Source organism: Rhodobacter sp. 24-YEA-8, assembly GCF_900105075.1.
In the GTDB taxonomy this organism is placed as follows: Bacteria; Pseudomonadota; Alphaproteobacteria; order Rhodobacterales; family Rhodobacteraceae; genus Pseudogemmobacter.
This window is the reverse complement of sequence record NZ_FNSK01000001.1, coordinates 727,876-748,684: the sequence shown is the minus strand read 5'-3', so window position 1 is coordinate 748,684 and position 20,809 is coordinate 727,876. Positions and strand designations below refer to the sequence as shown.

22 protein-coding genes and 1 riboswitch are annotated in these 20,809 nt (G+C 64.4%); of the genes, 9 read left to right on the top strand and 13 right to left on the bottom strand.

What is annotated here, in order from left to right; translation table 11 throughout:
- Nucleotides 1-50: 50 nt before the first annotated feature.
- The 7 genes from BLW25_RS03660 to BLW25_RS03630 all read right to left on the bottom strand — a co-directional run bounded on the left by BLW25_RS03660 (nt 51) and on the right by BLW25_RS03630 (nt 6,440).
- Entirely contained in the window at nt 51-605 is a 555-nt protein-coding gene (locus tag BLW25_RS03660) for an AAA family ATPase (protein ID WP_092896441.1), read from the bottom strand.
- A gap of 87 nt (nt 606-692) precedes the next feature.
- Nucleotides 693-860: a 50S ribosomal protein L33 gene (gene rpmG, locus BLW25_RS03655; RefSeq protein WP_023666545.1), complete on the bottom strand. Its 168-nt coding sequence runs from the start codon at nt 858-860 to the stop codon at nt 693-695.
- Nucleotides 861-1,281: 421 nt separating this feature from the next.
- Nucleotides 1,282-1,968, bottom strand: coding sequence for an adenosylcobinamide amidohydrolase (locus BLW25_RS03650; protein ID WP_092896439.1), 687 nt, complete (start codon nt 1,966-1,968; stop codon nt 1,282-1,284).
- Nucleotides 1,965-2,708, bottom strand: a complete 744-nt coding sequence (locus BLW25_RS03645; protein WP_092896437.1) for an ABC transporter ATP-binding protein — start codon at nt 2,706-2,708, stop codon at nt 1,965-1,967. The genes BLW25_RS03650 and BLW25_RS03645 overlap by 4 nt, the downstream gene beginning before the upstream one ends.
- Nucleotides 2,705-3,688, bottom strand: coding sequence for a FecCD family ABC transporter permease (locus tag BLW25_RS03640; protein ID WP_092896435.1), 984 nt, complete (start codon nt 3,686-3,688; stop codon nt 2,705-2,707). Before BLW25_RS03640 ends, BLW25_RS03645 begins: the two co-directional genes overlap by 4 nt.
- Nucleotides 3,685-4,545, bottom strand: a complete 861-nt coding sequence (locus tag BLW25_RS03635; protein WP_092896433.1) for an ABC transporter substrate-binding protein — start codon at nt 4,543-4,545, stop codon at nt 3,685-3,687. Before BLW25_RS03635 ends, BLW25_RS03640 begins: the two co-directional genes overlap by 4 nt.
- Nucleotides 4,545-6,440 (bottom strand): TonB-dependent receptor plug domain-containing protein, encoded by a 1,896-nt coding sequence (locus BLW25_RS03630; RefSeq protein WP_092896431.1) that lies wholly within the window; start codon nt 6,438-6,440, stop codon nt 4,545-4,547. The genes BLW25_RS03635 and BLW25_RS03630 overlap by 1 nt, the downstream gene beginning before the upstream one ends.
- A gap of 137 nt (nt 6,441-6,577) precedes the next feature.
- Nucleotides 6,578-6,817, bottom strand: a riboswitch (cobalamin riboswitch).
- 172 nt (nt 6,818-6,989) lie between these two features.
- Between BLW25_RS03630 and BLW25_RS03625 the strand changes: the two genes are divergently transcribed.
- The 4 genes from BLW25_RS03625 (at nt 6,990) to BLW25_RS03610 (ending at nt 11,018) form a co-directional block, all read left to right on the top strand.
- Nucleotides 6,990-8,435 (top strand): amidase, encoded by a 1,446-nt coding sequence (locus BLW25_RS03625; protein ID WP_092901459.1) that lies wholly within the window; start codon nt 6,990-6,992, stop codon nt 8,433-8,435.
- 144 nt (nt 8,436-8,579) lie between these two features.
- A complete protein-coding gene (locus BLW25_RS03620; protein WP_092896429.1) occupies nt 8,580-9,527 on the top strand; it encodes a Gfo/Idh/MocA family protein in 948 nt (315 codons plus the stop codon).
- Nucleotides 9,524-10,234, top strand: coding sequence for an acylneuraminate cytidylyltransferase family protein (locus BLW25_RS03615; RefSeq protein ID WP_092896427.1), 711 nt, complete (start codon nt 9,524-9,526; stop codon nt 10,232-10,234). The genes BLW25_RS03620 and BLW25_RS03615 overlap by 4 nt, the downstream gene beginning before the upstream one ends.
- Nucleotides 10,227-11,018 (top strand): SDR family NAD(P)-dependent oxidoreductase, encoded by a 792-nt coding sequence (locus BLW25_RS03610; RefSeq protein WP_092896425.1) that lies wholly within the window; start codon nt 10,227-10,229, stop codon nt 11,016-11,018. The genes BLW25_RS03615 and BLW25_RS03610 overlap by 8 nt, the downstream gene beginning before the upstream one ends.
- Before the next feature lie 21 nt (nt 11,019-11,039).
- Here the strand turns inward: BLW25_RS03610 and neuC are convergent, their stop codons facing one another.
- From neuC to thpR, 3 genes are all read right to left on the bottom strand, one after another.
- A complete protein-coding gene (neuC, locus tag BLW25_RS03605; protein WP_249496723.1) occupies nt 11,040-12,164 on the bottom strand; it encodes a UDP-N-acetylglucosamine 2-epimerase in 1,125 nt (374 codons plus the stop codon).
- Nucleotides 12,161-13,201 (bottom strand): N-acetylneuraminate synthase family protein, encoded by a 1,041-nt coding sequence (locus tag BLW25_RS03600; protein WP_171909464.1) that lies wholly within the window; start codon nt 13,199-13,201, stop codon nt 12,161-12,163. Before BLW25_RS03600 ends, neuC begins: the two co-directional genes overlap by 4 nt.
- A gap of 84 nt (nt 13,202-13,285) precedes the next feature.
- Nucleotides 13,286-13,852, bottom strand: coding sequence for an RNA 2',3'-cyclic phosphodiesterase (gene thpR, locus BLW25_RS03595; RefSeq protein ID WP_253188193.1), 567 nt, complete (start codon nt 13,850-13,852; stop codon nt 13,286-13,288).
- Between the two features lie 260 nt (nt 13,853-14,112).
- Here thpR and BLW25_RS03590 point away from each other — a divergent pair, with 260 nt between their 5' ends.
- Nucleotides 14,113-14,586: an NUDIX hydrolase gene (locus BLW25_RS03590; RefSeq protein WP_253188191.1), complete on the top strand. Its 474-nt coding sequence runs from the start codon at nt 14,113-14,115 to the stop codon at nt 14,584-14,586.
- A 126-nt stretch (nt 14,587-14,712) separates the two neighbouring features.
- The gene (locus BLW25_RS03585) at nt 14,713-15,180 is read left to right on the top strand and encodes a DUF1178 family protein (RefSeq protein ID WP_092896421.1); all 468 of its coding nucleotides are present in this window, start codon (nt 14,713-14,715) and stop codon (nt 15,178-15,180) included.
- Nucleotides 15,181-17,269: 2,089 nt separating this feature from the next.
- Here the strand turns inward: BLW25_RS03585 and BLW25_RS03565 are convergent.
- The 3 genes from BLW25_RS03565 to BLW25_RS03555 all read right to left on the bottom strand — a co-directional run bounded on the left by BLW25_RS03565 (nt 17,270) and on the right by BLW25_RS03555 (nt 18,588).
- The gene (locus BLW25_RS03565; protein ID WP_092896413.1) at nt 17,270-17,767 is read right to left on the bottom strand and encodes a MarR family winged helix-turn-helix transcriptional regulator; all 498 of its coding nucleotides are present in this window, start codon (nt 17,765-17,767) and stop codon (nt 17,270-17,272) included.
- A gap of 101 nt (nt 17,768-17,868) precedes the next feature.
- Complete coding sequence (locus BLW25_RS03560; protein WP_249496727.1) at nt 17,869-18,162, bottom strand: FAD assembly factor SdhE; 294 nt, start codon at nt 18,160-18,162, stop codon at nt 17,869-17,871.
- A gap of 3 nt (nt 18,163-18,165) precedes the next feature.
- Complete coding sequence (locus BLW25_RS03555) at nt 18,166-18,588, bottom strand: helix-turn-helix domain-containing protein (RefSeq protein ID WP_092901444.1); 423 nt, start codon at nt 18,586-18,588, stop codon at nt 18,166-18,168.
- Between the two features lie 96 nt (nt 18,589-18,684).
- Between BLW25_RS03555 and BLW25_RS03550 the strand changes: the two genes are divergently transcribed.
- The 3 genes from BLW25_RS03550 (at nt 18,685) to BLW25_RS03540 (ending at nt 20,794) form a co-directional block, all read left to right on the top strand.
- Nucleotides 18,685-19,887 carry a pyridoxal phosphate-dependent aminotransferase gene (locus BLW25_RS03550; protein WP_092896411.1) on the top strand — a complete coding sequence of 401 codons (1,203 nt, stop codon included), beginning with the start codon at nt 18,685-18,687 and terminating at the stop codon, nt 19,885-19,887.
- Between the two features lie 47 nt (nt 19,888-19,934).
- Nucleotides 19,935-20,297 carry a VOC family protein gene (locus tag BLW25_RS03545; protein ID WP_092896409.1) on the top strand — a complete coding sequence of 121 codons (363 nt, stop codon included), beginning with the start codon at nt 19,935-19,937 and terminating at the stop codon, nt 20,295-20,297.
- A 98-nt stretch (nt 20,298-20,395) separates the two neighbouring features.
- Entirely contained in the window at nt 20,396-20,794 is a 399-nt protein-coding gene (locus tag BLW25_RS03540; protein ID WP_092896407.1) for a hypothetical protein, read from the top strand.
- The last annotated feature ends 15 nt before the right edge of the window (nt 20,795-20,809 follow it).

Sequence of the window (20,809 nt, the reverse complement as noted above, 5' to 3'; positions counted from 1 at the left end):
CCGCGCAGCCTTCCGGCAGCGCGGGGTTTTCTTTTGTCCGTACCTGTTCCTTATCGCAGCTCAGCGTTGCCAGGCCCGTTCCTGCGCCCACATTCCTGCGCCTGCAACCATGCCGCCACCTCGCGACGCGAGCGCAGATGGATCAGCTTGCCCCTTGCCGCTTCCGATCCGGCAAGCCGCGCCATCCCCTGGCGCGCCGAATGGCGCGTGTTCCAGATCCAGGCCCAGAATGCCAGGCTCTCGCGCCCCAGACGCTCGGGGCAGCCCTCGGGCAGATCGGGGCGGCTGCGGCCATAATGGCGAACAAGCCGCCAGAGCACGCGCCACATCCTGAGCCCCAGCGGCAGATCCAGCCAGATCAGCAGATCTGCCCGCCGGATACGATTGTCCCAGGTGGCAGAATGCCCGCCTTCGAAAATCCAGGCCTCCCCCGCTTCTGCCTCATGACACAGCCGGGTCTTTTCCGCACGCGAGCGCTCCACCCAGCCCGATTGCCAGTGAATGCGGTCGATATGGATGACCGGCAGCCCGGTGATCTGCGACAGGGCCCGCGCCAGTGTCGATTTCCCCGAGCCAGGCTGACCGATGATCATGATGCGCTGCATGCCAGGCTCCCCGGATTCTCTGTGCCGCAAAAGCGAAAAGGCCGCGCCCTGAGGGCACGGCCTTTCATCCCGAATGGGAGGCAGATCTTACTTGATCTTGCCTTCTTTATATTCGACATGCTCCCGCTTGACGGGGTCGTATTTCTTAACAACCATCTTCTCGGTCATGGTGCGGGCATTCTTTTTGGTCACGTAGAAGTGCCCGGTGCCCGCCGTCGAGTTCAGACGGATCTTGATCGTCGTCGGCTTCGCCATAGTCGTCTCTCCTGCATCGGGAAAGATGGCTTCCCCGCGAAATCTCTGAGCCAGCCTTTTAAGGGCATCCCTGCCGGTGTCAACAGTCAAAAATGCTCTGATGGGCGAGTTTCCGCAGCTGCGCCGCCTTCCCGTCAGCTGCCGCCAGGGAAGGCTGCGGCGGAAAGGCCGGCATGGCGCAGAACGCCCCTGGCGGGTACCTGCCGGACACCTGCCGCCCCCGGGGATCGGTGGCAAAGACATGCCTGACCTGCCTGCGCCGGATCCTTTTGGGATGAAGCCCCGTGTTTCCGGTCTCTCCGACCGCTGTCAGATGAAAGGCCCCTGCCCGACGCTGTCCGAAGCGGGGAGACGCCCCTCCCGTCGCGCCGGAGTTCATCTGCCTCAGATCTCCACGGGTAAGATTTTCGGGAGGCGGGCCTTAACGGGTGGCCTGCGTGCCCGGGTCGCGCAGCTTCCGCGCGCGCCAGGCCATCCATTCCGCGCCTGCCTGCGCCACCGCCTTGCGCACGGCGGCGCCCACCGCTTCGCCTGCCGCGGTATGAAGCCCGGCATAGCGCCCCTCGCCCGGCAGGCAGGCCAGCGCCAGGCAATCGGTGCCGGTCCCCGTGGCGCGGCCGGTGGTGAGATCCAGCCCCAGATCCATGATCGCGGCGGTACGGGCCTCGACCGCAATGGTCAGCGCCTCGATCTGTGCGGTCTGCGACAGGGCGGCATCGGTGCTGACGAGGATATTCACCGTCCCAAACCCCGATCCATCGGCGCTGTGCCAGGGCAGGCGCCGCCCGACGGATTCGGCATTCGAGAGGCCCAGCGTCACAAGCGCCGCCGCCCGGACACCTTCCGCCTCAGCCTCGGCCAGCACCCGGCTCGATACATCGCGCGAGGTCATCACGCCAACCGTCGCTTGCATCGGGGCGCGGGCCATCTCGGCCCCGAACCAGATTTCCACCGGGAAATCCGGCTTCAGATCCTGGTCGCGCACCTCACGCCAGGCGATGGTGTCGCCGGTCACGAACCCCGCGCCATAAGGCGCATGGGACAGGATGCGCATCGGGCCCGGCAATTGCGCGAACAGCCAGGGCCGCGCGAGATGGTCGCGGATCACCGGATCACCCCGAGCGGCTGGAAAATCAGCCCCTCCGCGCTTTCCGACAGATGGGCGCGGATGCCGAATGTAACCGCAAGCCGCGCCTCGGTCAGCACCTCGCGTGGCGGGCCATCGGCGACCAGACGCCCGCGATCCATCAGCAAAAGCCGGGTGCAATGGCGGGCGGCGAGGCCCAGATCATGGACGGAGGCCATCACACCATGCCCCTCGCGCGCCAGATCAGCAAAGATCGTCATCATGCGGATCTGCGCCTCCGGGTCGAGACCGGCGCCCGGCTCATCGGCGATCAGCAGCGGCGTCTCCTGCGCCAGCGCGCGGGCAATCAGCGCCCGCGCCTGTTCGCCGCCCGAAAGCTCGGTCGCGGGCCGGGTCGCGAAATGCTCTATGCCGAGACGTCTGAGTGCCCGCGCCACTGCCGGATCGGCAGGATCGGCATGGCCCCAGGGCGCACGGCCCAGAGCCACCAGATCCGCGACCGAGACGGGCCAGGCGATCTCGCGCCCCTGCGGCAGGAAGGCGACTGTCCGCGCCCGGGCCCGGGCCGGCATCAGGGCAAGGCTCGATCGCCCCTCATGCGGCAAAAGCCCCAGAGCGGCGCGCATCAGAGTGGTCTTGCCGGCGCCGTTCGGGCCGATCAGCCCGACGAATTCTCCCTCGCACACCGTCAGCGAAACACCTTCGACCACTGCGCGGGCGCCGCGCCGCACGGTCACCCTGTCCAGCGTCAGCAATGTCATGCCTCAACCCTCCGCATCTTCCAGATCAGATGCAGGAAGAAAGGCGCCCCGACCAGAGCCGTCAGCACGCCGAGCTTCAGGTCGCGATCCGGCGCGATCAGCCGGGTCGCGATATCGGCGGCAAGCAGCACCGCGGCGCCGCCAAGGGCCGCCGCCGGCAAAAGCCGCGAGGGACTGGCGCCAACCAGCGGGCGCAGCACATGCGGCACCACAAGCCCGACAAAGCCAATCGCCCCCGCGACCGCGACCGAGGCACCCACCGCCGCCGAACACCCGAGGATCAGCACAAGGCGCAGCCTTGCCGGGCGGATGCCGAGGCTCTCGGCCGCATCCTCGCCCAGCGTCATCGCATCAAGGCCCCTCCCGAGGCTCAGGAGCGCCACAACGCCCACAAGGATAAACGGCGCCGCCAGCCAGACATGGGTGAAAGACCGGTCCGCGAGCGAACCCATCATCCAATAGACGATCTCGGCCGCGGCAAAGGGGTTGGGCGAGAGGTTCAGGACCAGCGAGGTCGCCGCGCCAGCCAGCGCGGAAATCGCGATCCCGGCAAGGATCAGCGCCAGCGCGCCGCCGCGCGGGCCCGCAAGCCCCAGGATCAGCAGTGAGGCCAGCCCCGCCCCCGCCAGCGCCGCCAGCGGCAAGGCCAGCGAAAAAGCCGCTGCAAGCCCGGTCTGCAGGGTCAGAACTGCGCCCAGGGCCGCCGAGGCCGAAACACCGATCAGCCCCGGCTCGGCCAGGGGGTTGCGCAGATAGCCCTGCATCGCAGCGCCGGAAATCCCGAGCGCCGCGCCGATCAGCAGCCCGAGGAGCGCGCGCGGCAGGCGGATCTCCTGCATCACCAGCATGACCGGCCCGCCCTCGCCGCCCAAAAGCGCGCGCAGGCTTTCGCCAAGGCCCAGCCCTGCCGGCCCGATCAGAAGCGAGGCCGCAAACAGCGCCGCCACCAGCGCCAGCAACAGCGGGATCAGCATTTTCATTCCGCTCGCTCCCCCGCGTCTTTTGTGGCCGATGCGGCCTCCAGCCCCAGCCGCGCCGCACGCATCGCCGCGACGGCGCGCAGGATATGCGGTGTGCCGCAGATCCAGTCGGCATCGCTGAAGGCCACCAACCCGGCCTCAGCCTGTAAAAGCGCCAGCGCGGGGTGGTCAAGGATCTCTTCCGAACGCGAGGCGCCGGGATAGGGTTTCGAGGTCACGACCAGGTCGGGCTGCGCCATCACGAGCAGCTCCATCGGCAGGACACCTCCGCCAGTGACGCCCGCGACCGCGCCGATATTGGCGAAACCGGTATGTGCGAGGACATCATCCGACAGGGTGCCCTTCCCCGTCGTATAGCCATTGGGATAATAAAGTGCTGCCGGTTTCAGGGCCAGATCAGTCGCCAGCGCCGCAAGACCGGCCTCGAATTCAGCGACCAGCGCCTCGCCCGCCGCCTCGCGCCCGAGATACCCCGCCACCTCGCGGATCTGAGCGCTGACGCCCTCCAGCGAGGTGACCGGCGTCACCTGTTCCACCCGGATGCCAAGCCTGCGCAGCAGATCGACACTGGCACGGGCAGTATAGGTGCCGGCCAGCACGAGACCGGGCGTCATGAGAAATACCTGCTCGGCGCCGCCCCGGTTTGCGGTATAGGCGGCGGCCTCCTCCGGCATGGAGGAGGCCAGCGGGTCCGAGGCCAGATGGCTGACCGAAACCAGTTGCCCCGGCGCCGCCAGCATCATCGCCAGCTGATCGGTGCACAGGTTGATCGAGACCACCCGCCCCGGAGGGGGAAGAGGGTCGGCCGCCACCGGCAAGGCCCCAAAGAGCAGGACAAGGGTGGCGGCGCGCAGCATCAGAACCGTGCCTGCAGCCCGAGCCAGGCCGTGCGACCCGGCGTGCCGTAACCATGCGACGACTGCCAGTGCTCATCGGTCACGTTCTCAATGCGCAATGTGGCCCCGATACTGTCACTGATCCGATAGCTGAAAGCGGCATCCAGCAAGGTGACATCGGGCATATCGAGGGCGGCAAAGCTGTTCACATGCCTGTCGCGGCGTCCGGCCAGATGGCTGAGGGTAAAGCGCGCCGAGACCCGCTCGCTGATCTGTGCATCCAGCGCGAGCGCCAGATTATGGCGCGGCACCGCCGTCAGGCGCGCCCCATTCGGGTCATGCGCATCGGTATAGGTATAGGCGAGCGTGAGGCTCAGCGCATCGCTCAGCCTGGTTTTCGCGGCCAGCTCGACGCCTTTCGACACCGAGCTGCCCGCCAGATTGCCCAGGGTCGACCAGAAGGTCGCGGGATCGGCGGCGATACGGTCTTCGACCTCGATGCGGAAAGCCGTGAAAGACAGCGACGCACCTGTCCCGAAGGCATAATCTGCACCCAGCTCGTATGAGACGCTGGTTTCGGGATCGAGATCGGGATTACCGGTGAAGAACAGCCCCGGATAATCACCGTACAGCTCGTCAAGCGAGGGCGCGCGGAAGCCCCGCGCGACGGCACCGCGCAGGGTCAGCCCCTCGGCAGCCGCCCAGGCAAAGGAAAGCCGCCCGGTGCCGAAACCGCCAAAGGCCGAATGGTCATCATACCGCAGTGCCGCAGTCACATCGAAGCCTTCGCGCGGCGACCAGGCAAGCTGGCCCCAGATGCCTTTGGTATCGGTATTACCCGAGCCTCCGGGCATGGCCGAGGTTTTCGCCTCTTCACGGTTGAAATCCGCACCATAAGACAGGGTCAGCTGGTCAGACAGCGTGCTGGTCGCCTGCCAGTCCAGCGTCAGACGCTCGCCGGTAAAGGCGCTTTTGCCGTTCTCGTCATCCATATCGCGCTTGTTGCGTGAAAAGCCGATGCCCAGCACATGCAGCGTATTGCCGGTCTCCAGCTCTGCGAAGAGGCGCAGGCCAAGGTCCTGGCGGCGCATCTCATTGGGCAGATCGGTGAAAGTATCGGTATAGCCATCGCCATCCGTATCGATATAGCCGTCATAATCGCTGCGGGTCTTTTGCCAGAAAGCGGCGCCCCCCAGCGTCACCAGATCTGAGACCCGGTAGCGCGCCGAAAACGACAGCCGGCTGGCCTCGGCGCCATCCGCTTCGGTGCCCCCGTCAAAGGCCGATATCCCGTCGGTGCGGAAATGGCTGGCATTCAGGGCCAGTTCAAGCTGGTCATCCTTTTGGGTCAGGCCCCAGGCAAGGCGGGCCGAATTATGGCTGCCCCCTTCGACGCTCACCTTCTGATGCAGCCCCGGCTCTGCCCCGGACAATGTCGAGATATTGATCACCCCGGCCACGGCCGAGCCGCCCCACAGCGCCGATTGCGACCCGCGCAGCACCTCGATCCGGGCAATATCATCGGTCATCAGCGCGCCGAAATCGGTCGAGACCTGCACGCCGGACGGGTCGTCAATGCGGATCCCGTCGATATAGACCGCGATATGACGCCCGTCGAAGCCACGGATCCGCAAGGCGGTATTGGCACCAAAACCACCCTGGCTGATCACCGAGACCCCCGGCAATGTGCCAAGAAAATCCGCGAGCCGCAGATCGGCGCTTTTGTCCAGCTCGGCGCGGTCAACCACACTGACCGAGACGCCGGAGCGCGCAATATCGGCCCCGTAACGCAGGGCCGAGAGCGTGATCGTGCCCAGGTCAACAGGGTCTTCGTCCTGTGTCTGTGCGCGCGCATTGCCGGCCGCACCGGCAGCCAGCGCGGCAATCACTGCAAGATGGGAAACCCTGTGAAACATCTCTCAGCCCTTTCTTCGGAGCCGCCGGTCCCTGACCGCCGCCCTGATGCGTTTTCGCTTCGGGGGAAAGCCCGCCCGATGCGCGTGAACGTCACCTCTGGCGGCACTCCGCCCTCCGCCGCACGCCCCGTGCGAGGGAAAGGGTGATCAGCAGCGGCAGGTCTCCTGGCTCGCGGGTCCGGGCGGACGGCTGGCCTTCCCGGAACTGCCCCCCTGAGGAGGCTCCAGTGGCATCATCAACCGCCGCTCGCCGCTTACAGTTGCGGGGGCAGCTGTGGTCCCGGATCCCTGTGCAGAAAGGACCGGCCACATTCCCTATTCTCCGGAAAACCGCGCTTTGCGGGCGCGGCGCCGGAACCGTTGCTCTGTCCTCCATGCGATCCGCCCTTGCCCTCTGTCAAGCGGCTGACGGGGCGCAAGGTTGCGGCAGTCGCCGCTTTGGTCGCCCGGGTCACATGGTTGCGGTAACAGCATGATGCGCGGCGCCTCTGGACCTTTCCCGGGCGCCGCGTCCAGACTGGCATCGGGATGAATAACGGGGAATCGCAGATGATCGGGGATCTGGGCGCACGGGATGCGACCGAACTTGCGGGGCTGGTGGCAAAGGGCGAGGTCAGCCCGGATGAGCTGCTGGATGCGGCGCTGGCCGCGGTCGGCGCCCGAAATCCGGCAATCAACGCCGTGGTGCTGGTGCAGGAAGAGGTCGCGCGCGCCGAAATCCGCGCAGGCCTTCCGCGCGGACCGTTTCGCGGCGTGCCCTTTCTGATCAAGGATCTGGGGCTCGAGGCAAAGGGGCTGCCGTCCCTTAACGGCACGCGGCTTGGTCCGGCCAGGACCTATGCCGCCGATTGCAATATGATGGCCCGGATGCGGGCGACCGGGGTGGTGACATTCGGGCGCACGACAAGCCCCGAAGGCGGGGTCGGCATCGCAACCGAGGCCGCCGTCTATGGCGGGCCAACCCGCAACCCCTGGAACACTGACCATACCGCCGGCGGCTCGTCGGGCGGCGCGGCGGCGGCGGTCGCGGCAGGGATCGTCGCTTTCGCGCATGGATCAGACGGTGGTGGCTCGGTCCGGGTTCCAGCCTCGAATTGCGGGCTTTTCGGCTTCAAGCCGACCCGCGCGCGGCTGCCCGACGGGCCATGGTCCGGCGAGGGCTGGGCCGGCATGGCGATTGACGGGTTCCTGACACGTTCGGTCCGCGACACGGCGGTGATGCTGGATGCCTGCGAGGGGCCCGACCTCGGTGCCCCCTATTGCGCGCCGCCGCTGGCAAAGGGCTACGGCCAGGCGATCTCGGCCCCGCCCCGGCGGCTGCGCGTGGCGATCTGCGACACGACCTTTACCGGCGCCGCGATTGACCCGGAGGTCGCAGCCGCGGTGCAGGAGGCCGGGCGGCTGCTGGAAGGCCTTGGGCACCATGTGGAGCCGGCGCGGCCAAAGGCGGATATCGGAGCGATGATGCGGGCCTGGACCGATATCGTTGCGGTCGGCACCGCGCTTACGATCCGGCAGAAGCTGAAAGGCAGCGCGCTGACGGAGGATCTGGTCGAGGGTGTCGGGCGCGGCGCGGTGAAACATGCCGAAGCGCTCGGGCCGCTGCGCTATCTGGAAGCGGTCGAGGATATCCATGATTTCGGCCGTGAAATGGCATCCTTCTTCCGGCCTGAAACCGGCCCCGGTTACGACATCCTGCTCTCGGCTACCCTGGCCGAACCACCGGCCAAAGTCGGGCGGTTCAGCCATGAGACCGAGGATTACGTCGATTACCGCCTCGGGCCGGGGCGCTGTTTCGACTATTCGCCTTTTGCCGCCGTGTTCAACGCAAGCGGCCAGCCGGCGGCGTCGTTGCCTCTCGGCTGGTCGGCCTCGGGCCTGCCGATCGGCGTGCATCTGGCGGCGCCCTTTGGTGCGGATGAGGAGCTGATCGCACTTTGCGCCGAGGTGGAGGCGGCCGTGTACTGGAACCGGCGCGCAGCCCTGGCGGGGTGAGGCCTGACGGATCGGGCAACGGGGGGCTGTCTGCCCCCCGCGCGCGGTGCCCGCGCTCCCCCCGAGGATATTTTCGGACAGATGAAAGGGCTGTTCGGCGCTGCAGGTTCATGCGATGCCGGACGGAGAAAGCGGAGGCTGGCGATGGTGGTGAAGGTTCTGGTGGTGGGTGCGGGCTCGATCGGGCGGCGCCATCATGACAACCTGCAGACGCTTGGGGCGGTGGCGAGCCTGCGCGGCTGGAGAGGATACGGCGCGGCCGGATTGCAGGCGGATCTGCGCGACCATGATGCGGTGGTGGTGGCGACCGCGACCGATATCCGAAAGGAAGTGATCTGTGCGGCGGCGGACCAGGGTCTGCCGGTCTATGTAGAAAAACCGCTGTCCTTTACGACAGAAGAAGTGGAGCTGATCAGCACCTGCACTGCGCCGGTCGCAGAGCGGTCAATGGTTGGCTATATGATGCGCTGGCATCCGGCGTTTCGCGAACTCGCGCGCCGCGATCTGTCGGATATTTTTCGGTTTTCCTTTGCGATTGGCCATGATGTCACCCAATGGCGGCAGAACTGGTCCTTTGCGGAAAGCTATGCCGCGCAGGAGAAAGGCGGCGGTGTGCTGCTGGATCTGTGCCATGAGCTTGATATGGCGCAATGCCTGTTCCCCGGGCTGCAGCCAGACGAGGTGCTGTCACAGGGCCATGCCGATTACCCGGGTGTTGATCTGGCGAGTTTCGTAACACTCCGCCAGCGCGAGGGAGAGGCGGCGGGCTCGGTCGCAATGGATTACCTGACGCCGCGCCTGCATCGGCGGACGGTGTTGCACGGCACCCGCCAGAGCTTTGATTTTGATTTCGCGGCCCAGATCTACCGGATCCAGGACCGGGCGGGCGAGCGGGTGCTTGACCTGCCGCTGGAGCGCAATGCGATGTTCCTGGATGCGATGCGGGCCTTTCTGGCGCTGGTGGCCGGGCAAAGCCCCGATCCGGTCGAACGGCTGCCACGGCTGGATCGCGTCATCGCATCAGCGAAACTCATCAGCGAGGCCTGGCAGAATCGCCGGTTCATTGGCCTGATCGATAAGGAGCTCACATGATTTTGGGTCATATCGGCGCGCGCAAAGGGTCCAAGGGCGTGCCGCGCAAGAATTTCCGTGAAATCTGCGGCAAGCCGCTGATCGACTGGTCGCTGGATCAGCTTTTCGCGCATCCCGGCGTCGATGCCGTTGTGGTCTCGACCGATGATGAAGAGATCTATGACCATGCCGTGGCAAAGGGCGCGCTGCAAATCGGGCTGCGGCCTGCGCATCTGGCGACCGATCAGGCGGGGAAATGGGGGGTCTGGGCGCATGCGCTTGATGCTTCGCAGGCTTTGCTTGACCGCCCGGTGACCGCGTTTCTCGACCTTGACTGCACCTCGCCTTTGCGGCTGCCCGAGGATATCACCGGCGCGCTGGATCTCTTTGCGAGTGAGAGGCCGGACATGGTCATGTCCTGCTGCGAGGCGCGCAAGAACCCCTATTTCAACCTTGTGGAACCCGATGCGACCGGCGCATTGCATGTCTCAAAACCCCTGCCCGGCGGCGTGGTCGCGCGTCAGCAGGCGCCGGTGGTCTATGAACATGCGGCCTCGACCTATGTCGTTGCGCCCGATTACCTGCATCGCTCGAAAGGGCTCTGGGAGGGGCGCGTGATCCCTTACCTCATGCCGCCCGAGCGCTGCGTCGATATCGACAGCCCGTTCGATTTCCGGCTGGTCGAATTTTTGCTGAAAGAAGCACAGGAAGGGGCGCATCATGGCTGATCAACTGAAAGGCCGCACGGTTTTCATCACCGGATCGGGCGGCGTGCTCGGCAGCACCTATGTGCGCCGCATGCTGGCCGAAGGCGCGCGGGTGGTAAGTTCCGACCTTGCCGGGCACCGGGCCGAGGCGCTGAAAGAGGCCCATGCCGGAAACGAGAATTTCCGCTTTTACGACCTTGATGTGTCGGATGAAGATCAGGTCGTAACCATCTTCAAGCGCATCGAAAAAGACGGATGGGAACCCAATGTCGTTCTCAACAATGCCGCCATTACCGGCGAGCTGTTGATGGGCGCCGGCAAGGGGTTCCCCGATTTCGCCGATCTCGAGGTGGCGGATTGGGAAAAGACCATGCGCACCAATCTGACCGCGCCTTTCATGATCGCGCGGCAGATGGATCGTGACATTGTCGGGCGTCGCCCCTGCACACTGGTCAATGTCGCCTCGATGTATGCGCTGAACGGCGCGCATCACCGGATCTATGACGGGATGCCCTTCAAGAATTTCTCGGCCTACGGCGTCTCGAAAGCCGGGGTGCATGGGCTGACGGTCTGGCTTGCCGGCTATTGGGCCGGGCGTGGCGCGACCGTGAACACCATCGCGCCGGGCGCGGTGTTCAATGGCCATTCCGAGGAATTCCAGAAACGCGTGGGTGAGCTGATCATGCTCGACCGTATGGCAAAACCCGATGAGATTGCCGATGCGATGCTGTTCCTTGCAAGCCCGCAATCCGGCTATATCACCGGGCAGCTGATCAATGTGGATGGCGGTTTCTCGGGCTGGTAACGGCCCGCCCCTCGCGGCGCCTCAGTCGTGAAACGCCTTTTGCAAAGGCCGGTCCCAGAAGGCGGGGTCGGCCAGCACTTCGACAAAACGATCCGCCGCAGCGCCTTCGCCAAAACCGGCATCGCGGGGCGCTTTGTTCCCCCAGGCCGTGGTGAGGAAGCCAAGGATCGCCGCGCGGTCAAAGGCCGACACCGCCGTGACCGAGGCCGCATCTGACCGGTTGGTCTGCCGCGTGCCGACATCGAGCGAAGGCACGCCCAGAAACGGCGCCTCGCGCACCCCGGCCGAGGAATTTCCGACGATACAGGCGGCATTGCGCATCAGTTCGGAAAAATGCGCGAAACGCATCGAGGGCAGCACCCGGAACCGCGCCTTCGGCAGGCTGTCGAGCACCCGGAAAATCGCCTCGGACCCCGGGTCGTTATTCGGCGCAATCACCACGAAATCGCGCTGGCTCTCGACCAGAGCCGCGAAGAGCGCCTCGGCCTGGGCGCCCATCGTCGCCTGCTCCGAGGTCACCGGATGGAAGGTCGCGATACCGTATTCCTCGAAGGGGATCGCGTAGCGTGCCCGCACCTCGTCCAGCGTCACGCCCGAGGCGCGCGCGTGGAAATCGAGTTCCGGCGAGCCGATCACATGGATCACATCCTCGGGCTCACCAAGCGCCATCACCCGGCGTTTCGCGGTCTCGGATGACACGAAATGATGGGTGCAAAGCTTGGTATTACAGTGGCGGAACACCTCGTCGATGGTCCCGGAAACCTCGCCCCCCTCGATATGGGCCGAGCGGATGTAATTCGTGGCCGAAACCAGCGCGCCCGCCATGGCCTCGATCCGGTCGCCATGGAGGACGATCAGATCCGGGCGGCTTTCGGTGACAAAATCCGAAAAGCCGGTGACGGTTTTCGCCAGCACGATATCCTGCGGATCGCCGGGGCGCTGGTTCAGAAATTCATGCGTCGCAATACCGGGCTGGCGGCGCACCTCATGCGCGGTCAGCCCGTAGCGGGTCATCATATGCATGCCGGTCACGAAAAACGTGACCTCATGCCCCGCCTCACGCGCCGCCGCCGCAAGCGGCTCCAGCTTGCCGAAATCGGCGCGGGTGCCGGTGAGGAAGAGGATCCTGCGCGGCACCGACGTCACGCCAGATCGCTCCATTTCAGCTGGGTATTGCGCGTGACCGCGCGTGTCAGACGCTTGCCGATCAGCTTGTCGAACTCATAGGCCGGGATCTCACCCGAGCCAGGGCGCCGCGCCCAGATATCGATTTCATGGATCACATGGCCTTCCGGCAGGTCACGATCCGCCACGACCGAGCCGCGCGCGAAACGGTAGACATCCTCTTCCGGCGCCGAGCGTTGTTTCGGGTTATTCGCCGCGATCCAGATCTCTTTCGAACGGTCTACCAGGAAACGCAGCTCGGCCGGGTCCATCGAATTGATGATGTCCGGGCCTTTGCGGTAGCGCGAGTCCGTATAGTGGCGCTCAAGGATCGTGGCACCAAGCGCGACCGAGGCCAGCGCCATTTCCGGCCCGATGGAATGGTCGGAAAAGCCGACAACCGCGTTCGGAAAGGCGTCCTTCAGCTCGGTCACCCCGCGCAGGGATACGATCTCTGGCGGGCTCGGGTAAAGATTGGTGCATTCCAGCAGTGCATAGGGCACGCCCGAGGCATCGAGAATATCCACGCTCGCGCGGATCGTGTCGATGGTCTGCATGCCGGTCGACATGATCACCGGCTTGCCCTTTTTCGCGATATGGCGAATGAGCGGCAGGTTATCAGCCTCTCCAGACCCGATCTTATAGGCCGGCACGTCGAGGGTTTCGAGGAAATCGGCCGCCGCGCGCGAAAACGGCGTCGAGATCCAGATCATCCCGAGACTTTCAGTATAGCGTTTCAGCTCGGCCTCGTCGCTCTGGCTCAGAGCACAGCGCGCCATCACCTCCCAGATAGAGACATCGGCATTCGGCGGAAAGATCTGCTTTGCCTCCTCCGTCATCTCGTCTTCAAGGATATGGGTCTGATGCTTGATCATCTCGCAGCCGGCCCCGGCGGCAAGGCGCACCATCTCTTTCGCGACATCCAGATCGCCGCCGTGATTGATGCCGATTTCGGCGATGACCAGCGGCGGATGGGCGGGGCCGATCTCGCGGCCGGCAATGGTGATGGAACGGGTCATCGGCAGGTCTGCTTTCTGTCCTGGACTGATCGTGTAAAGCTCTGCCCGTGCTGCACCCCTGCCCCGGACTTGTCAAGGAAGCGGTCAGGGATCGCGCGGCGGGCGGCGATGCTGCGCAAACGGATAGCGGGCAAGCGCGCTATAGCGGGGGCCGCCCGCGGTCAGCACACTTTGCCAGAGCACAATCTCATCGACATGCCATTCGTCGCTGGCAAAGCCCGCCCCGGCCGCGACGCCGCGTTCCAGCCGCATCAGCGTGGCGGGATCGGGGCGGCTGAAACGACCCAGCGTCACATGTGGCATGAAACGGCGATGCGGAAGATCAAGCCCCGCGCGCCGCCCGGCGGCCTCGACCGCAGCCTGCAGTGCGGCAAGCGGCGCCGAGGGCGCAACCCCGGCCCAGGCGCTGTGGGGTTTCGTGCCGCCAAAAAGCCCGAGCCCCGCCAGCGACAGCGCAAAGCCCGGCAGATGCAGATCGGACAGCGCGACATGCAATGCATCCGCGAGGTCATCGGCGAGATCCTCACAAAAGAGCAGCGTCAGATGCATGTCCTCTGCCGCAACCCTGCGCTGCAGCGGCAGAAGGAATTGCTGCAGGACAAGCGCCTCGCGCACAGATTCCGGCATTTCCAGCCCGATGAATACCCGCATCAGCCCACCCCACATCCCGCACTGGCGGGGATTTCGATCCGGCACACCGTCACAATCTTGTGCATATTAGTCTCACAGGCAGAAAATCTTGATAAATCTCTATATAGCCATAGGCCGGACGATGCGCGTCAGGCAGAATGAACCATATGTATAACAGACTCCCGGGCCCGCAGGGTTTTGCTGCGACGGCCGAACGGGTGCGAAGGTAGCTGGTAAAGAATATGAACAAAGAGGTCAGGGTAACATATCGGGATTCCGACTTGGATGTCAGGGTTCAGCTTGCGGCATTGTGCTGGAATGAAAGCAAGGACGGGACGCGGATCCTTTTGATCACCAGCCGTGACACCGGCCGCTGGGTGCTGCCCAAAGGCTGGCCGATGGCGGATCGCAGCCATGCCGATGCGGCGCTGACCGAGGCCTGGGAAGAGGCCGGGGTGACCGGGGCAACCGACGGGTTTCCGGTCGGAAATTACAGCTATGACAAGGTTCTGTGCCGCGACACCGATCTGGCGCTGCGCTGCGATGTCGAAGTCTATCCGGTACGGGTCGCCAGCCTTGCCCGCAAATATCCCGAATATCGTCAGCGCCGCCGCAAATGGTTCAGCCCGGAAAAAGCGGCCCGCAAGGTTGACGAGCCGGATCTGCAACAGCTGATCCTTGCCTTCGCGGCAGGCAATGCAAAACAGACCGGCGCAGAGGAAAGCGGTTCAGTGCAGGGCGTGGCCAGGGTCTGACTTACGGCCTTTCACCGGCCCCGACAGGAACCGGCGGCTGTGGTCTTGACCCGCGCCCGCGAAACACTAGCTTCCGCGCTATGTGGTCCGGCACCAAAGGCCCGGGCCAGCAGGAGATTACGAAGAATGATCCGCTACACGCTGCAATGCGAAGCAGGCCATGGGTTTGAGAGCTGGTTTGCCGATGGCCAGGCCTTTGACAACCTTTCGCGCGCCGGCCACCTCGCCTGCCCGGTCTGTGGCAGCGCGCGTGTTGAAAAGGCGCTGATGACGCCCTCGCTCGGTCCCGCCCGCAAGGCGGCACCCACCGGGGAATTGCCGGCTTCGGCCACGCCGGAAGCCTCCCCTGCTGCGTCACCGCCCCCCTCGCGCGCCGAGATCGAGAATGCCCTGGCTGTTTTGCGCCGCGAGGTTGAAAAGAACTCGGAATATGTCGGCGTGAACTTCGCATCCGAGGCGCGCCGCATCCATGACGGCGATGCACCCGAGCGCTCGATCTATGGCGAGGCGAGGCCGGAAGAGGCACGGAAACTGCTCGAAGACGGCGTGCGTGTGATGCCTTTACCCTTCCTGCCGCGCCGCAAGGCCAACTGAGCGCACCTCCGGCGGGAGGCGACACCGCCAGAGACCGGTTTGGCAAGGGCGGCCGAGGCACGAGACGAGCCTGACATGGCCCTGTTCCAGGGGTGTCCCGGGGATGTCCGGACAGCGCTGACCGCCCCTGATCGCTGGGATAGCGCGTTATCGCGCAGAACAGGGCGACGACGCTGTGTAATAGTATATCGCCCCGATGAAATCTGAGCGTGCTGCAGGGTGTAAAACCTGGCGAAGGGGGCATCACCTGATGATCGTCGCCGCAGCGCAGATCGGCGCTGGCCGTCGGGATCAGCAGAGGCGCAAAACCACGGTGGCAAAGACCGGCCAGAGCTTTGCCCTGACTCGGTCCGGGATCGAGGACTGGTCTGATGATCCCCTGCGGGGAACCCCGCCGGATGGCTGGCAAGAATTCGGGAACGAGATGCGCGACCCGCGAGGCAGGCCCCCCCTGATCCGGCCTCACACTTTACAGGCCAGAGTTCATCAGGTTTTGCCTCTCAGTGCTGCGGATCGTAAGAGCGTTCCTGTTACCTGACATTTCAGCATGCCATTAGTCGCCGCTTCGGCAGACTTTCCGGTCCGTCCGGGCGGTCTCCAGTGACGGGAAGACGCACTCCATCGCGCGCCCCGCAGAGATCCCCGGCCCCGTGTGGCGCCCAAGGCCAGACTGCGGTCATTCCCCGCCTGGCTCTAAGGAAAGGGTATCCCGTTTTCTGACGATATCTCATTGAAATTGTTTAATAATGAAGCGCACCAGTTTTTTTTGACGGATGAAGGATCGCATCGAGCCGGCTGCGCCGCCGGACCACCACTGTCAGCACATCCCTGGCCAGAGTGGCACCGCATTCGCCCTCAAGGACCGCCCGACGATCTCGTGGCAGTAGGAGAAGGGGCATTTTCCTGACAAAGGGTCCGGCAAAACTGGAACGCAGTGCCAGTAGTTCGCGCCGCAACTGCAGTTGAAACCGGCCTGCGATTTCTGGTGCGGCCAGTCCGCCTGGATGCCCCGGTCGAGGATGTTATTGGCGACGTCGAACGATCCATGATGAGTTTTGGTTTTCCCCGACATGCTGGCCGAGCCTTCGGGACCCAGATCCGCATCAGCCGTTCGATCCGGTCAGGCCTGATGCAGCCCCTCTTCCCGGTCAGCGGCGCGCGGCTCAGGGCCTCGGACTTGATGAAGAGCATCCGGCCGCGCGCAGGGGTCACCTGCCAGGACGGACCGCAATGCTCTGGCAGCGACCCGAAGGCTGACACCCGGCGCCGATTGCGCCTATGATCCCGTGGATCTTGTGGCCGAACTGCGTGAGACCTGCGCCACGCCGCGTCTCACGCAGAGATCGAGACAGTCCGTGATTGATGGTCGAACCACACGGTAGCCCGGTTATGCCGATCCCAATGCCACCGCAATTGGAACGAAGAGGCTTTCGGCCGGAATAAGACCGTCGGCGGCATGGCTGAGACAGCCGGTCACAGCATCGGGAAGGTGCGTTCCCGCGTCATCTTCCTCCTGGCCGCCAACGATCTCGCCCGCCTGCCTAAGCTCCTCCCTGCCTGACCGCAGGCACTGCAGAATGCCGGTCAACCGCTGAAACAGAGGTAGCGCCCCAGGCCGCTGACAGCCCCGGGAGAAGGCAGACCTGCCGCGCGATGATTTCAGCGACCTGTCAAAGGCTGCGTTCCCGGCCAGAACCATCCGAAAAGGCCAATTGCCGGGAAACGCCGCCGTCGGATCCGATGCCAGCCCTAGGCGTCCTGCGGCGCCAATCGCGCCCTGCGACAGCGCGATCGCGCCTGGCCTGTGCCACAGCGACACCCAGATCTCTCAATGGCCCCACAGCTTCGGCTGAGACCCTTCATAGCGTGATCTGCACGATGCGGCGCCCTCGTGATGATCTTATTTTCCTGTGCGGCATTGTGGCTGCACGCCACATTCCCTCACGGCCAGCAAAGAGCTCCCTGCGCGAATGTAAGGCCCTTCAGGCCGTTGAGATAAGCGGCGGCGCGACGGCTTTCACGACCGTATCCCCGCGCCGGTCCCGGAGGGCCGCGCCCCGGACACCGTCCCCGGAGGCTAGGCAATATCTCAGTAGATATAGCGGATCTGTTCGGTCCAGAATCGCTCCATCCGACGCAGCGAAGTATTGATCTCATCCATGCCGCTGACATCGATCACGCCGCGTTTTTCGAGGCCTTCGGCATGGCGCAGAAACAGATCCGAGACCTGATGGCGCAGGATCCGGCCCTTTTCCGTCAGCCGCACCCGCACCGAACGGCGGTCGATCTCTGACCGCTGATGGTGCATGTAGCCAAGATCGACCAGCTTTTTGAGATTGTAGCTGACATTCGAGCCCTGATAGTAACCGCGGCTTTTCAGCTCGCCCGCGGTCACCTCATTTTCGCCGATGTTGAACAGGAGCAGGGCCTGGACCGGGTTGACCTCCAGCACGCGCAGGCGCTCGAACTCGTCCTTGATGACATCAAGCAGCAATCTGTGCAGGCGTTCTACCAGGCCCAGATTGTCGAGATAGCAGGAGAGGAACGCTTTCTGCGATCCATCGAGGACGGATTGATGGAGAGACATTTGTACTTTGCTCCGCACGTAACAGACGGATACAGAATCGGCACAAAGCACAAACATTCCGTAAACTCGCGACGATTTTGCCGCGAGTTGTCGCGAAGAGATCAGCGCGCGAGCCGCGCCCCGGCGAAATCCGCGATCCGGGGCAGCAAAGGCGCTGTCCAGTCCGGGGCGGCAACCGTGCCCAGAACCCAGGTCAGCAGGTCCTGATCATTCTCGGATAAAAGCCGGTCATAAAGATCCAGTTCTTCCGCCGTCAGCGCCGCCAGCCCGGCATCGGCAAAGGGGCCGAAGACAAGGTCCATCTCTTTGATGCCACGGCGCCAACTGCGCATCCGCATCCGGCGGAGCCGGGCGTCATGGCTTTCCCCCGGCACCGCCCCCTCTTTCGCAACCATCGCTCACTCCTGCCGCAAAGCCTGTCTGAGCCGCTTTTCCACCGTTGCGATCTCCTGCACAAGCCCCGCCGCCTTTGCCCTGAGCCGCGTCAGGTCGGCCAGGGCATCGCTCAGCGCTGCCGGCATAGCCTCTGCCTCCGGCAGGCCCAGCCCGTCGCCTTCGGCCGTCAGGAGCCAGGCGAGCGAGACATTCAGCATCCCCGCCAGCGTCGAAAGCCGGTTGCCCCTCGGCTCTGCCATATCGTCTTCCCAGGCCTGCAGCGTTGTCAGCCGCACCCCCAGCCGCTGCGCCAGATCTTCCTGGCTCAGCCCGGCCGCCTCACGCGCACCGGCAAGCCGGTCGCCAAAGGTCGCCACATCCGCCGAGAACCAGTCCTCGGGTGCCAGATCCACGCCCGGCTCACGTCCTGTGCTGCTTTCCGCCATCATGCCTCTCCTTTGCTGATATCGCTTGTATGAACGGGGGGGCGAACTTAAGACCCGAGACCGGAAAATGCAAACAATCCCACCGGAGACCCGGAAATGGCCTTTCTGTCCGATACGCTTGCCCGCGTGAAACCCTCGGCCACGATCGCGGTCACAAACAAAGCGCGAGAACTGGCGGCAGCCGGCAAGGATGTGATCGGCCTTGGCGCCGGCGAGCCGGATTTCGACACGCCGGAGCATATCCGCGATGCCGCAAAGCGCGCGATTGATGCGGGCAAGACCCGCTATACCGCCGTTGATGGCATCCCCGAACTCAAGGCCGCGATCTGCGCGAAATTCCTGCGCGAGAACGGCCTTACCTATACGCCGAACCAGGTGACGGTGGGCACCGGTGGCAAGCAGATCCTCTTCAACGCGCTGATTGCCACGCTGAACAAAGGCGATGAGGTGATCATCCCGGCGCCTTACTGGGTGAGCTATCCGGATATGGTCCAGCTCGCCGGTGGCACCCCGGTCGAAGTGGTGGCGACGCTTGAGAATAATTTCCGCATCACCCCCGCACAGCTTGAAGCTGCGATCACGCCAAAGACCAAATGGCTGATCTTCAACTCGCCCTCGAACCCGACCGGTGCGGGCTATTCGCGCGAAGAGCTGAAGGGCCTGACCGATGTCCTGATGCGCCACCCGCATGTGTGGGTGATGTCGGATGACATGTATGAACATCTGGTGTTCGACGATTTCGAATTCACCACCCCGGCCCAGATCGAGCCGGGGCTTTATGACCGCACCCTGACCTGCAATGGCGTCTCGAAGGCCTATGCGATGACCGGCTGGCGGATCGGCTATGCGGCAGGCCCCGTGGCGCTGATCAGGGCGATGGGAACGATCCAGTCGCAATCGACCTCGAACACCTGCTCGGTCAGCCAATGGGCCGCGCTGGAGGCGCTGAGCGGGCCGCAGGACTTCCTCGCCGACTGGCGCCGCGTGTTCCAGGGGCGCCGCGACCTGGTGGTTTCGATGCTGAACAAGGCGACCGGCATCACCTGCCCGAAACCGGAAGGCGCCTTCTATGTCTATCCGGACATCTCTGGCTGTATCGGCAAGGCGACACCCGCAGGCGTGGTGATCACCAATGACGAGGTCTTTGCGACGGCGCTTCTGGAAGAGACCGGGGTTGCGGTCGTCTTTGGATCGGCCTTCGGCCTCAGCCCGAATTTCCGCGTGAGCTATGCCACTTCGGACGAGGTGCTGCGCGATGCCTGTGCCCGGATCCAGAACTTCTGCGCGAGCCTTGTCTGAGCGGAAACCTGACGTCATGATCAGACAGGGAGCCGTCGGGAACAACCATGTCGCATGACCGGATCACTGCCAATCTGCCGTCGCGCGACATGCGGGCGACGGCAGAATTCTATGCCCGGCTCGGCTTTGCCACGCGCTATTTCAGCGAGGGCTGGATGATCCTCGGACGCGGCGCGCTGGAGCTGGAGTTTTTCACCTGGCCCGATTTTGATCCGGCACAGAGCAGTTTCTCGGCCTGTATCCGGCTGGATGACCCGGATGCTTTGCTTGGGGAATGGCAAAAGCTCGGCCTCCCCGCCGAGGGGATCCCGCGCCTCACCGGGTTTTTCCGCCCGGATGGTGCGCCGCGAATGTTCGCGCTGATTGATCCGGAGGGATCTTTGCTGCGGGTGATCGACAATCGTGACTGAGATGGGCGGGCGTCAGCGGGGGTTGGTTTTCGCGGGAATTTGCGCTTAAATCAGCCGGATTGACGATTTTTGCCCATAGCGCTTGGAATAGTCCCGACATGTCCGACAGCTTGCCCCCCTATTACTTTCGTATCCGGGAAAACGGGGCCACGGTCTGCCGGGTGGATACGGAAAACCGCCAGCGCCGCATCGAGCTGGACGAGATCGCCAGCGTCAATGTGAAGAACGGCACCATCCGGCCGCATGGCGATCGCGAACTGTCAGAGGCGGATCTTGAGGCGATCCGCACCTGGCTTGAAAAGCGCCGCGCGCTGCTCGACGGCCGCGAGACGGATGACATCCTGCGCACGGTGGATCATCTGAACATGACCTCGCAATGGGTGCAGTCAAAGGCCAGTGATGCGCAGCTTGACGAGGTCACCGATGCCCTGCTGCTTGCAATGCATGACCTGCGCAGCGTCCTGGTGCGCAGAAAGGCCGCGCGACTGACCTCCTGAGGTGCAAAAAAAGCG